At 35.9% G+C, this 12560-nt stretch carries 14 protein-coding genes; 7 read left to right on the top strand and 7 right to left on the bottom strand.

All coding sequences use genetic code 11. The annotated features are described in order from the left end of the window. Nucleotides 1-16 precede the first annotated feature (16 nt). The 4 genes from PL9214_RS02880 to PL9214_RS02865 form a co-directional block, all read right to left on the bottom strand. Nucleotides 17-544, bottom strand: coding sequence for a pentapeptide repeat-containing protein (locus PL9214_RS02880; protein WP_072717353.1), 528 nt, complete (start codon nucleotides 542-544; stop codon nucleotides 17-19). A 159-nt stretch (nucleotides 545-703) separates the two neighbouring features. After that, nucleotides 704-1621: an ABC transporter permease gene (locus PL9214_RS02875; protein WP_072717352.1), complete on the bottom strand. Its 918-nt coding sequence runs from the start codon at nucleotides 1619-1621 to the stop codon at nucleotides 704-706. 16 nt (nucleotides 1622-1637) lie between these two features. After that, nucleotides 1638-2594, bottom strand: coding sequence for an ABC transporter permease (locus PL9214_RS02870; protein ID WP_072717351.1), 957 nt, complete (start codon nucleotides 2592-2594; stop codon nucleotides 1638-1640). 40 nt (nucleotides 2595-2634) lie between these two features. Further along, nucleotides 2635-4416 carry a peptide ABC transporter substrate-binding protein gene (locus PL9214_RS02865; protein WP_245824154.1) on the bottom strand — a complete coding sequence of 594 codons (1782 nt, stop codon included), beginning with the start codon at nucleotides 4414-4416 and terminating at the stop codon, nucleotides 2635-2637. 159 nt (nucleotides 4417-4575) lie between these two features. Here PL9214_RS02865 and PL9214_RS02860 point away from each other — a divergent pair, with 159 nt between their 5' ends. The 3 genes from PL9214_RS02860 to PL9214_RS02850 all read left to right on the top strand — a co-directional run bounded on the left by PL9214_RS02860 (nucleotide 4576) and on the right by PL9214_RS02850 (nucleotide 5646). Continuing rightward, the gene (locus PL9214_RS02860) at nucleotides 4576-5016 is read left to right on the top strand and encodes a cupin domain-containing protein (protein ID WP_072717349.1); all 441 of its coding nucleotides are present in this window, start codon (nucleotides 4576-4578) and stop codon (nucleotides 5014-5016) included. A 90-nt stretch (nucleotides 5017-5106) separates the two neighbouring features. After that, nucleotides 5107-5340 carry a DUF167 domain-containing protein gene (locus tag PL9214_RS02855; RefSeq protein WP_072717348.1) on the top strand — a complete coding sequence of 78 codons (234 nt, stop codon included), beginning with the start codon at nucleotides 5107-5109 and terminating at the stop codon, nucleotides 5338-5340. 42 nt (nucleotides 5341-5382) lie between these two features. Then, nucleotides 5383-5646: a hypothetical protein gene (locus PL9214_RS02850; protein WP_072717347.1), complete on the top strand. Its 264-nt coding sequence runs from the start codon at nucleotides 5383-5385 to the stop codon at nucleotides 5644-5646. 106 nt (nucleotides 5647-5752) lie between these two features. On the opposite strand, the gene PL9214_RS02845 is transcribed toward PL9214_RS02850, so the two are convergent. Then, nucleotides 5753-6433, bottom strand: coding sequence for a Uma2 family endonuclease (locus tag PL9214_RS02845; protein WP_072717346.1), 681 nt, complete (start codon nucleotides 6431-6433; stop codon nucleotides 5753-5755). A 547-nt stretch (nucleotides 6434-6980) separates the two neighbouring features. Between PL9214_RS02845 and PL9214_RS02840 the strand changes: the two genes are divergently transcribed. The 3 genes from PL9214_RS02840 to PL9214_RS02830 all read left to right on the top strand — a co-directional run bounded on the left by PL9214_RS02840 (nucleotide 6981) and on the right by PL9214_RS02830 (nucleotide 10058). Continuing rightward, complete coding sequence (locus PL9214_RS02840; RefSeq protein ID WP_072717364.1) at nucleotides 6981-8333, top strand: AAA family ATPase; 1353 nt, start codon at nucleotides 6981-6983, stop codon at nucleotides 8331-8333. After that, nucleotides 8326-9132: a ParB N-terminal domain-containing protein gene (locus tag PL9214_RS02835; protein WP_072717345.1), complete on the top strand. Its 807-nt coding sequence runs from the start codon at nucleotides 8326-8328 to the stop codon at nucleotides 9130-9132. Before PL9214_RS02840 ends, PL9214_RS02835 begins: the two co-directional genes overlap by 8 nt. Before the next feature lie 137 nt (nucleotides 9133-9269). Beyond that, nucleotides 9270-10058, top strand: coding sequence for an AsmA family protein (locus PL9214_RS02830; RefSeq protein ID WP_072717344.1), 789 nt, complete (start codon nucleotides 9270-9272; stop codon nucleotides 10056-10058). Between the two features lie 155 nt (nucleotides 10059-10213). On the opposite strand, the gene PL9214_RS02825 is transcribed toward PL9214_RS02830, so the two are convergent. Together PL9214_RS02825 and PL9214_RS02820 are read right to left on the bottom strand one after the other, a co-directional pair. Further along, on the bottom strand, nucleotides 10214-10738 hold the full coding sequence (locus tag PL9214_RS02825; protein WP_072717343.1) for a DUF732 domain-containing protein: 525 nt from the start codon (nucleotides 10736-10738) through the stop codon (nucleotides 10214-10216). A 34-nt stretch (nucleotides 10739-10772) separates the two neighbouring features. Beyond that, nucleotides 10773-11282, bottom strand: coding sequence for an FxLYD domain-containing protein (locus tag PL9214_RS02820; RefSeq protein ID WP_072717342.1), 510 nt, complete (start codon nucleotides 11280-11282; stop codon nucleotides 10773-10775). A 382-nt stretch (nucleotides 11283-11664) separates the two neighbouring features. Here PL9214_RS02820 and PL9214_RS02815 point away from each other — a divergent pair, with 382 nt between their 5' ends. Then, nucleotides 11665-12510 carry a helix-turn-helix domain-containing protein gene (locus PL9214_RS02815; RefSeq protein ID WP_072717341.1) on the top strand — a complete coding sequence of 282 codons (846 nt, stop codon included), beginning with the start codon at nucleotides 11665-11667 and terminating at the stop codon, nucleotides 12508-12510. The last annotated feature ends 50 nt before the right edge of the window (nucleotides 12511-12560 follow it).

The raw sequence follows: 12560 nt of genomic DNA, 5'->3' as shown, positions 1-12560 counted from the left end.
ACCCTACCCTGATAAATTATCTTCTGTTATTACATTTGACTCGTTGGCTTTCTATTGTGTAATCTCGTGGAATTGTACTTAAGTCCATTCCCGGTCGAAAAATTGTTTTTGCATCCCATAATTTAGCTCCCGTTAAGTTAACTCCGTCTAAATTTGTTTGAGCATCAATAATGACCCCACTTAAGTCAGTTTTACTTAAATCTGCTCCACTTAAATCTGCTCCACTTAAGTTAGCATCAACAAAATTAGCAAAGGAAAAATTAGTATTCTTTAAGTTGGTATTCGATAGGTTAGCACAGGTAAAAAATGCGCCTCGGAAATTACCACCACTGAGGTTAGCATTACTTAGATTTGCTTGTCGTAATTGAGAATTCACGCGGCTTTGATTACTTAAATCTGCCCCTTGTAAATTACATCCTTGACAAGAACGAGCTTGACCGCTTAAGAAAACCGCCGGATCTGTTGTGTTAAATTGAGCCACCGTTGGTGCGACAAAAACAACAGGGGCAAATAAAGCCAAAATTCCCCAATATTTATATTTCATGGATCATAATCCTCAGATATTGTGATTTAATTACTAACATATAAAATTCATGATGTCAATTTTAAATCTTATTTCCGATGCCTTAATATTCTAACGAGTTAATTTAATCATCGATTTAGCTGATTTAAAGATAAAATTGAAACAATAATTATAATCTCTTTAATGAGATTGCGGATCTAAAGCATCCCTTAAACCATCCCCCACTGCATTGATACTCAAAACCGTTAAAAAAATCGCTAACCCTGGAAATAAAGCTAAATAGGGGGCGGTTTCTAAATAATTTTGAGCATCATAAAGCATTCTTCCCCAGGTGGGAACATCGGGGGGAAATCCTAATCCTAAAAAACTTAAGGTAGATTCTGTAATAATCGCAGTTCCCACGGCTAAAGTCGCTGCGACAATTACAGGACTCAAAACATTAGGAAGAATATGCACCCAAATTAATCGATTAGAAGATGCACCGATCGCTTTAGCCGCCGTAATAAAATCGCGTTCTTTTGTGGTGAGAAAACTTGCTCGAACTAATCGCGCCACCGACATCCAATTTAACGCCCCCACAACCAGAATAATTAATATAAAAATACCCACTTCTGGCCCTGCAATTTGTTTCAGGGGTTCTCGAAATAGATAAATGACTAATAGTAATACGGGTAGTTGAGGCAAAGAAAGAAATAAATCGGTTAATCGCATTAGTATACTATCGAGAATTCCCCCATAAAATCCAGCGATCGCCCCGACTAATATTCCTAATAAAATTGCTACTATCATTGCAGCCATACCAACGGTTAAAGAAACTCGTCCTCCGATTAATAAACGGGCTAATTGATCCTGTCCTAAATCATTAGTTCCTAATAAATGTTTCCCACTTGGAGGAGAAAGGGAACTGACAAAATCAATTTCTGTCGGACGAATTCCATAAATCCAGGGGCCAATGATCACAGCTAAAATAATAAACAGCAAAATGATTGTTCCTAAAACAGCTATTTTATCTCGTTTAAATTGTCGCCAAGCGGTCTGAATTAGGGATCTAGGTTGGGTGGTTTTAGCGATGGGTTCAGAGGGTTTAATTAAAGTCATATTTTTTTGTTAATGATTAATATTGAACTCTTGGATCTAAGAATCCATATAATAGATCAGCGAATAAGTTAAAAAGTACCACTAAAATAGCATAAACCATTGTAATTCCCATAATAACCGGGGTATCACTCCGAAAAATCGAGTCAATTAATAATGCCCCAATCCCCGGAATTCTAAACACTTGTTCTGTGACTAATGATCCCGCAAATAAACCGGGAATTTCTAAAGCCATTAAAGTTACTACTGGAATTAAAGCATTTCTTAAGATATGACCGTTAATCACATTCAATTTCGGTAAACCTTTGGAATAAGCCGTGCGAACATAATTTTGATTCAATTGTTCTAAGAAAGAAGACCGAATAAACCGCATTAAAATTGCAGCTTGATAGAAACCTAAAACACAGACGGGCATAATAGACTGTTGAATTTGTTGCCAAAAGGTTTGTAAATTAGTCACTTGTAAGGTACTATTATAAATGAAGGGAAACCATTTTAACTGGACGCTGAAAATAATAATAAATAGTAATCCGGTAAAAAATGTCGGTAAGGAAAACCCAATAAAGGAAACGGTTGTTACGATTTGATCTAAAATAGAATAGCGTTTTAATGCTGAAATAATTCCTAAAGGAAAGCCGAGTATAACTGCTAACAGATAAGCTAATCCCATAATCCATAAAGTTGTGGGTAAACGTTGCAAAATTAATCCTAAAACCGGGCTGCGACTGGTAAAAGAATAGCCTAAGTCTCCTTGTAAAAATGCCCAAACCCATTTTAAATAACGAATAGGAATGGGTTGATCCAAACCCAAGGATCGGCGAATATTTTCTCTGACTTCGGGTGTAATCGAAGGATTAGTGGCAAATTCTCCCATCGGATTTCCGGGGGCTAATGCTAAGATGAGAAATACAACAAGGCTAATGGCAATTAGGGTGGGAATTGAGGTTAGAATGCGGTTAATCAGGTATCGGGTCATGGGGAATATAAAGTAATAAAAGATAGCCCTGAAGGGCTTACTACGGGTTCTTTTTCCAATCTTTGATGTTCCAGACGGTTAAATCCCAGGGAGTTAATTCTACACCCGTTAAGTTTTGATTAACTCCTCCCACTTCGGCGCGGTGAACTAAGGGAATTACAATCGTATTATTGACTAACATATCATTCATTTTAATCCAAATTTGTTTTTGCTTTTCAGGGTCAATTTCAGTGGTGGCTTGTTCCCAAAGCGCATCATAAGCTGGATTACAATAGCGAGAAAAATTATCCCCTGTCCAGTTATTTGCTTTTTGAGGAATTTCATCACAGGTATAGGTTTTTAAATAGGATGTGGGATCAGGATTAGTATTTCCGGTACTAAATAACTGTAAATCTGCTGCAAATCGTTCTGTGGTATCAGGGTTAGCAGGATCACCGGAAAAATATACAGTTGGATCAATACTTTTGAGTTCGACTTTCATTCCTAACTGTTCTAAAGATTGTTTAATCACTTCCTGGGTTTTTTGACGTAACGGATTTACAGAGGTTTGAAAGACGATATTCATTTCTACCCCATTTTTATCTCGAATTCCATTATTATTAGTGTCTTTCCATCCCGCCTCATCTAATAGTTTGGCAGCTTTTTCTAAATTAAATTCATAACGGGTATTGGGGGAAACGGCTTCCGGGGGATTAACAACAAAATTAGAGGTGGGTTTTCCTAAAATTCCATAAAGTTGATTGGCAATAATCTCTCGATTAATCGCTAAACTTACAGCTTGACGAACTTTAGGATCACTAAAGAAAGGATGGGGGAATTTTAAACTAGATCGTTCTCCATCGGGGGTGGTTTTATTGGGATCGGTTTGATTAATCAAAATCCGTTCCATTAACGTCCCAAAATTAGAGACAATTTTACCTTTTCCCGCCGCTTCTAAGGGTTTTAAAATATTAGATTCCACCTGAAGATTATAGGCATAATCCGCGTCTCCCGTTTGCAACACTGCTCTAGCTGCGGAGGTTGCATCCCCTCCTCCTTTGAGTTCTAGGCGTTCAAATCCTAACAGTTTCGCATCTCGAAAATTAGGATTAGCTTCATAAACCACCACATCCCCTGGCTTGAATTCTACCACTCGATAGGGCCCTGTTCCCACAGGTTTTAAATTCCCCGGCGCTTGTCGGGCATTTTCCCCATTATAAGCTTCAAAAATATGACGAGGTAAAATCATACCTTCTGTTCCCACAAACACCGAATACCATCCCGGTGTAACGGCTTTAAAGTTGATTTTTATCGTGTGGTCATCAATTTTTTCAATATCTTTAATAATTTTATAGGTTCCAGATGTGGTGGTTCCTACTTTGGGATTGCTAATAAACTCAAACGTAAAAATAACATCATCCGCCGTAAAGGGTTTTCCATCTGACCATTTCACATCTTTTTTGAGTTTCCAGGTCACTGATTTTCCATCTTTGGCAATTCCTCCATTTTCTACAGTGGGAATTTCGGCGGCTAAAAAGGGAACTAATTTTAATTGATTATTAAAACTGGCTAAGGGTTCTAGGGTAATACGGCTGGCTTCGGAATCTTTGAACCCGGTTGATAAATGGGGATTGAGAATAGTTGGAGCTTGCCAATACAATAATTTTAAGGTTTTTTCTGGGGGTTGCTGATTAGAATTGCTCGGATTAGTTGAGGTAGAATTGGGGGAAGACCCACAGGCGGTTAAAGTTAAACTAATTAGCCCAACCAACAACGAAAACCGATAAGACTTCAGATAAATTGAATCAAAGAGCGATCGCATCCTGTACTGAGTAGATTTCATAAAAACTTCAAACTGACGATAAACAACCCTAGAGAGGCATAAATGCCTGTATTCAGTATCACTCGATTATTGAATTTCGTTAATTTTATTACAAAATCTTACAAAAAGAGCGATTACACTTGACAAAAGCACAATATCTTGCACTGTGAGGACGATACTATGGGTCTGATCCGCCAAGTTGAAGTTCGCAGACTCAACGCGATGAAGTCGGGAAGGGTTGAGTTTTTCACTCCCCAAACCAGTCAAGAAACGATGATGGTCAGAGTCGAAGCAGGTGCAATTGAACCGCTATTTGTTCATCATTTTCAAACCGATCAACTGTTAGTTGTCCGGGGTGAGTTTGTGATCGTGATTTTACAGAATCGTCAATATTTTTATATTCCTCTGAGTGAAAAGATCCCGACTGTTATTACGATTCCTCCTGGGGTTCCTCACAGTGCCCTTAACTTAAGTGATGAACCCTGTTTGATAGTGAATGCGGTACTGCGACATGGAGACCCCCACGAACGAGATTATCGCCCATTAAAACCGCCTTTTCCTTATGATTTAGTTGCAGCAAAACAAGCATTAGAAACCTTAGATTATCCCCTAACGGCGTAAGGTTTAGGTAGGGAGAATAAAGTTTATCGTCTTGAACTAGGGGATTTAATCTAATAATATTGATATGGACAATTATGATTTTCTAAAGCCTTGGCACTCTTAAAAATTAAAGTTAAACCCAATTCTAAACAGCAAGCTCTCCAAAAAGAAGTTGATGGAAGTTTTACTGTCCATCTGAAATCTCCCCCGGTGGAGGGAAAAGCCAACCAAGAATTAATTCAATTTTTAGCAAAACACTTGGGAGTTCCTAAATCGCAGATTACCATTAAATCGGGTTTATCCTCCCGCCATAAATTTGTAGAAGTTCCCGACGTTAACCCCTAGTATAATAGGTGAGTGTGCGCCATAAATTTCAGTTTTTTGCCAATGGATGCGTTTCAACCCACCCCACCAGATTGGACTACCGATGCAATTCACGCTTCTGAGTTTTGCTGTCCTCAATGTTCTGCTAGTAGTTTAGAAGCTCAACAGGTTTGGATTAACCGTCGTTCTCCCGTTTACAGTGAAAATAATCGTCGCAAATGGCAGGAATTTTATACTTGTCAATGTGGCTGTGTTTGGTGGGCTTGGAGTAGCGATCGCCCTCCCTCTAACCTCGTTTCTCAAACCGAAGATTCTGATATTTTTTGAGCGTTTAATCTGGAAGTTAGAGGCAACTTCTGTAACTAACGCCCTTATCATTCCAATGGCTTGCATTGGAATGATAAGGCTAGTTAAAAAGCGATCGCTTATCCTTTTAAAGTTGTTCAGGATCAATTCCTAATTCTCGGAGTTTAGCCGCTAACTTATCAGCCCGTTGAGTTTCATTTTTAGCCACTTCTTCAGTCGTTAAAACTAATTCACCTCCTGCTGTAAAAAATCGTAATTTATGATCAAGAATGCCTAAAAATAGGTCTAATTGTTGACTCCATAACCAGCCGTTTTCATTGGGTGAAATCGGTTGATATTGACCCTCAACAATATGAAATCCGGCAAATTCTAAAGTCTTTGGATCAAACCAAAAATAGTCCGGGGTACGAAAAATATCCTGATAGATTTCTTTTTTTTCTCCGCGATCAGTATCAGCCGTTGTTTTGGATAACATTTCAATGATGACATTAGGATATTTGCCATCTTCTTCCCAAACAACCCAACTATTACGGGGTTTTCGTTCAGTTCCCAAAACCACAAAAAAATCTGGCCCGCGAAATTCTTCGGATTTTTTTTGACGTTGACTATAATAAATGGTTAAGTTACCAATGGCATAAAAATCATCTCGATCTTGCCATAACCATTCTAACGAGTTAAGTAAAATTAGAATTTGGCGGAGATGGAGTTCGCTTTCCAATGGGGGCTCCTGACTCAATAAATCACTGGGCGGAAATTGCACTTCATTGAGAAGTGTTGGGGTTTGGATTTGTTCTTCAACGATAGACATTATTGAATGTCCGTTAGGATAAGTATTTTTTGATTATAGTTTAAAAAAATAGCGATCGCACGCTTCCACCTAATCAAGAAGTAGAAATATTAGAAAATCCGTTAACCCTATCAGGAGAAAATATATTACCCCAATTCATCCTAAACTTAGAACAAATTTGGTAAACCTCGTTGTTGTGCTTCAGCACAATCAAAAAACGATAACAAAAACAATTAACCTCAATCTGCTCATCCCTCTCGTTTCTAGGTTCTACCTAGAAATACTATTCATAGAGGCTCCGCCTCCTGTTATTTGAGGCAGAGCCTCAATTTTTGCATTCCAATGCAGAGCATTGGAACGAGGGAACAAGGGACGAGGGACGAGGCAAAAAAATATGAGTCACTTAACATTGTCACCCCATTATGAAGATCTGAGAAAAAATCATGACTTATAAATACTTATGCTGGTATAATGTTCTCAAATAATAATCAAAGTGAATCTAAATTTTGATTATCTTTTACATTGATTTATATCAATGGGATCTTTCCGTACCATTATCTCGATTGATATGACTGATGCAAACTGGAATACAATTTTAGACAGTATACCCGATCTAGCTTCTGAAGCTATTGTTAGCGATTACTTTGTTAAGCCCTTGTTAAAGGCTCTAGGGTTTAGTATTGAGGAACAATACCCCGAATTTGCTACGGGTTCTGGGACAGTAGATTTTGCGGCTCGAAAAAATCAAGGCAGTGATCTTTTTAATCGATCAAAGATCAATCCTTATCTGTTGGTAGAAGTTAAAGGTCGAGCTATTGGTACGGGAGCCAGAATAAATCTCATGGAGAAAACACCGACCAATCAAAAAACTCAAAACCAAATTAAACAATATTTGCTATCCCCTAACTGTAAAACTGCTGAATGGGGAATTATTACAAATTCAATCCATATTCAACTTTTTCGGCGACATGGTAAGGTTGTTCATCCTGCCACACCTTGCTGGCTAATTAAAAAAGATAATATCCTAGATATTGTTAATCGCATTAAAGATTTGATCGAGAATCCCTTACCTGCTTTAGTCGTTAGTCTCTACAATGATAAGGGAGGTGTTGGCAAGACAACAACTACAATCAACCTAGCTTCTATATTACGCAGGCAGAAAAAGAATGTTTTAGTGATTGACTTTGATCCTCAACAGCGAGACTTAACAGATTCACTGGGTTTACAACCTACAAAAACCAAGTTATCTGATTGTTTAATTGATCGATTTTTAAATATTAAAGATGCCATTCAGCCTTTTAAAATTAAAACTAAATCTGGAGAGGTTCGAGTTTTTGACGTTATCCCTTCAGATGCGGGTTTAGAAGAACTTATGCACTATGACCAAGTACCCAAAGTTCAAAAAGGGCCGGCAAGGTTAAAAGATTTATTAGAGAGTTTGAAACTTAATTATGATTATATTTTGATCGATGCACCGACAAACTGGACGTTTTTTAGCCAAAGTTGTGTTTATGCCTCTGATGTTGTTTTAATGCCAACTAAACACACAAATTTTGCTTCATTAAAAAATGCCAGTAAAGTGATCCTAGAATTTATTCCTGAAATTCAAGAACTAAGAGATAAAAAAGGAGAGTATGGCCCGATTCCTCTGCCTATTTTTTTTAATGAACATAAAGCAACAGAGACTTCATTGAAACGTGCAAATAGTGAAATTAAGTCGATCATTTCTTTGAATCGTGATTTATTACCGTACTTTTATCCGAAATATACAAAAGGTGCCCCAGATCAAACAATATTCAGTATTCCAGAATATGCTATTGTTGCAAGTGCCGCTTTTGAACGCATACCTGCCGTATTTAAGCATAAAACTGTAAACGATTATTATCTTTCTTTAGCACAGGAGTATTTTCTTTATGAGTGATTTTGATAATATTGGTAAATTAATGCACTTGCCTTTAATTGATATTGAACCCGGACAAGAAATTACAGAACCGGAATTTTTTGTTTCAAGTGCAGCCGAAGCTATTTTACAAGCAAATGGACGAAATTGGGTTCCGGTGATTGTGCAGGAAATAGCAGATTATCAGTATCAAACGGTGAGTAATCATTTTGTCTATGCAGCCGCTCAAAAAGCACAAATAGAAAGGGTTTGGTGTATTGTGATTGATCCCAAACCTTCTAATATTGAACAAGCTAAAATTTTAACAAGAGAAACTAATCCGCTTGTTAATTTATGTACTGCTTCCAGAGATACAATTCTAGCAGCACTCGGCTATTTACAATCTGAACCTGGAAGTCCTTTAAAAACAAAAACAGTAGATTTAATTAAAGTAACAAATCGGATTCTTGAATCTGATCGAGAAACTTGGGCTGATTTCAATGAACTTACAAAGTTAAAATGTGGAATTACAAAAGGGAACAAATTAGACTGTTTAAAACAAGTTTTTTACTGTAAACCCTTACCTAAAAAAGAACTTCCGCCAGCACCTGAACCTGTATCTATTAAAAAAGCCAACCGAGATGAAATTTTTGAGCGTCTCAATTATTTATCTATTAATAAAATAGATGGTTTTGATAAAATAGATCCGGATCAATTAGCTGATACTCTGTTTACAACTCCTAAAGGGAAATGGAAAAGTTTAAATCCTATTTCAACCCTTGACTGTGGAGTTAGTAAAAATCAGATTCAAAAAACTCTAAAAACCGTATTTTCTTTATAAATAATGAGGAAATATCTTACCAGGATTTACCTTAACCTTAGAACAAATTTGGTGAAAATTATTTTGGTGAAGATGTAAGAGTTTATCTAGCTTCATGGTAACCTTTTAGTTAATAAAGTTTTAATGAGCATAGTTAAATGGCCAAAAAATATTTGATTATTGCTGGTGTACTAATAGTTACTTTTGGTGCTGCCGTTTTTGGATTAGACAAATTAGCTGATCAAAAAGCAGAACAGGAAATTGAACAAAAACTTAGTTTAGGTACAGGTTTAGGTGTAGATTGTACAAAAGCGAATGTAAATTTATTTCAGAATAATGTCCAATTCATGGATATTAAGGTTGATAATATAGATGGTTTTGCTAGTCCTTATATTTTTAGAATTAAAAGTATGAACTTTCAAGCGAAATCATTATTAAAAAAGCCTTTAGAAATTGAAAAAATTGTTGTTGAGGATATAGCAGTTAATGTTGATGTGCGGTTTGACAATAATGCCACTACACCTGAATCTATGATGGCAATTAACCTAAAAAAATTATCTGAAAAAGGAAAAAATACCCCGATTCAAGATTCAGATAAATCAGAGGATTTGAACATTAATCAAATGCAATTTAATAACATAATTTTTACTATTAATTTACAACTTCCTGATGGTAAAAATGTTCCTATAACTAAAGAATTTAAAATTGATCAAATAACTTTAGAGCAAGTTACCGGGAAAAATTTACCTGCTCAATTATCTTCTGCATTACAGGAGAAAATATTAACAGAAATAACTGGCTTAATTAATGAGCAAAATTTACCTCAATTAAACTCAATTATAGAAAAATCAAACAAAATAAAACCACCCTCTCCTCCCTCTCCACCCTTTCCACTCTCTCCCCCCTCTCCACCGAAAAAATCATATCTTCCCCCTCCAGCAATATAGAAAACTATAATAAAAACAATTAACCTCAATCTGCTCATCTCTCTCGTTTCTAGGTTCTACCTAGAAATGCTATTCATGGAGGCTCCGCCTCCTGTTATTTGAGGCAGAGCCTCAATTTTTGCATTCCAATGCAGAGCATTGGAACGAGATCATTATTACTCTTCTGGATTAATTTGAGATGCAAATTGAGGACAAAAATGTTTAGTAGCTAAGACAAAACGAAAACTGACCAGGCGAAGATTAGCTCTATATGTTGCTGAACCTTCCTGTTGTTGAGACAGTTTTTCTGATTCAGATTTAATAATATCTTGGTAAGATTGGCCTGATTGAAAAGTAGCACAAAATTTTTTTGCCTCATTAACTTCTCCATCGGGTGAATTTTTAATCGTGCTTAAGAGAAGACTTCTTAATAAAGGTTCTTCTTGGGAGTTAGCTAATTTTTTATAGTCTTCAATAAAAGCTTGTTCTTGTGATAGGTTATTCAAACTTTGAGTAGGATTCTGAAGAGTAGAATTTAATTTTCCACACATATAAGTTGGAATTCGCATACTTTGATCGAAAGAATTGATCCAAAAACAACCTTCAAGTTCTTGAGATTTTACTTCTAAAGTTGAATATAGAAACAGATAAAAAAATGTAAATGATAGAGTAATTTTTGATATTAATCTATTCGTTTTCATCTGACCACATCCTTAAAATATAAAAACTTAGTCATTATATCCAGTCTATAAAATCCGGTGGCATTTTTATATTACTTTCTCTGCGGCCTCCTAAATCTGAATCCTTAAAAACAGGTTTTCTAAATTCACGGCTTTGTTTAGGAGCCAAATAAGCTTCTACATCTAATGTTTCAGTTGTAATAACAACTCCTGTTGATTTATCCTGAAATTGTAACTTTATGCTATTAACCTGAATTGTTTGATTTGTTGTATTTGTAATTGTACCTGTTATCAAAGGAACCTCTGACCTTTCCCTAATTATTCTTGTACCAGTTAAAGCAATTCCTTTAATAATAGCCGGGGGTTCTAATTCAGCTTTAACTTGAGGTATACAAATTCCATCTAAATTAACAACTCGCTCTGCATGATCAACAATAAAACAACCAGGATTTTCTTGTGCCCTAGTAAAATTTTGATGATTAGAAGTCACTAAAATAGTAGTCACGGATAGAGAAATTAAGCTAATTCCTACAACTTGATTGAAACCGTTAAATTGATCCAGCATACGTTCTCCTTATACTTAAAACTCAGCAAGAGAAACCCGAACATTTTTGAATATCTACGGCTTTCATCTAGCTTGCTTCAAGCTTGCACTAAAATGATCTAGTTTTAATTTGGATTATTCAGATATTGGATAGCGGGGTAAAATCAAGCCTTAAAAATCAGATAGCTTTTATCTATTGGGGTTAGTTAGCCCAGATAAATAATTACGACTCATCATTTCAATTAGGTATTATTATCGGATAATTTTTGATTCTGTACAGTCGGATTAAGTCGGGAATTTTATATTTTTTCAGATTTGAGAAAGTCGGAAAAAGTCGGATTAAGTGGTTGAGGTCGGAAAAAGTAGGCTAAAATACAGATGAATCTAGCGTTTAATGTAGGGTATGGATGTGCAAGAAGTCCTCAGACTAGCGGATCATTTGGTTTTTACTAAAACGGGAAAGCACCTAGATGATCTTCAAGAAGCAATATTGCGGGGAAGTTTAGAGAACGAAAAATACTCACAAGTGGCGGATGAGTTTCACTGTTCTGAGGGTCATGTCAAGGATATTGCTTCTGATTTATGGAAAATTCTCTCCGATGCTTTAGGGGAAGAAGTGAGAAAATCTAATTTACGTTCAACTCTGAAGCGACAAAAATATTCTAATTTCTTAAATTTTGCTAAAGATTCTGTACAAATTAATAATATTAATGTTTGTCATGAACCTCCTTTATCCTCAGATGATTCTGTTACGCTTAAAAATAATAAAAATCAACCTTTATTAAGAATTAATTTAGATGATGCACCGGATATTTCTGAATTTTTTGGACGAATAGAAGAACTCGCAACTTTAAAAGATTGGATACTTGAACAACGGTGTCGAGTGGTGATGCTTTTGGGGATGAGTGGAATTGGAAAAACAGCATTAGCGGTTAAATTAGTTCAAGAGATTCAAGAAAATTTTGATGCGGTAATTTGGCAAAGTTTGGAGACTGCACCTGCTTTAAATGAATTATTAATAAATTTACTGCAATTTTTATTAGACAAACCAACAAATCAACTTCCAGTAACTTTGAATGAACAATTAAGTGAATTGATGAGGATATTGCGATCGCAACGTTGCTTAATTATTTTAGATGATTTTCAAACTTTATTTAATTCAGGTCAATTAGCAGGCAATTATCAATCTAGCTTTGAGAATTACCGATTTTTTTTTAAGAAAATAAGGAATGAAAAACCAATAAGGTGACTAATTGAGAAATAGTTTACAGTGGATCAAGGTTTCCAGGGTTTAGTTGT

The sequence above is a fragment of the Planktothrix tepida PCC 9214 genome (genome assembly GCF_900009145.1).
Lineage (GTDB): Bacteria > Cyanobacteriota > Cyanobacteriia > Cyanobacteriales > Microcoleaceae > Planktothrix > Planktothrix tepida.
The sequence above is the reverse complement of the archived record's forward strand: the minus strand, read 5'-3'. Positions and strand labels throughout refer to the sequence as shown.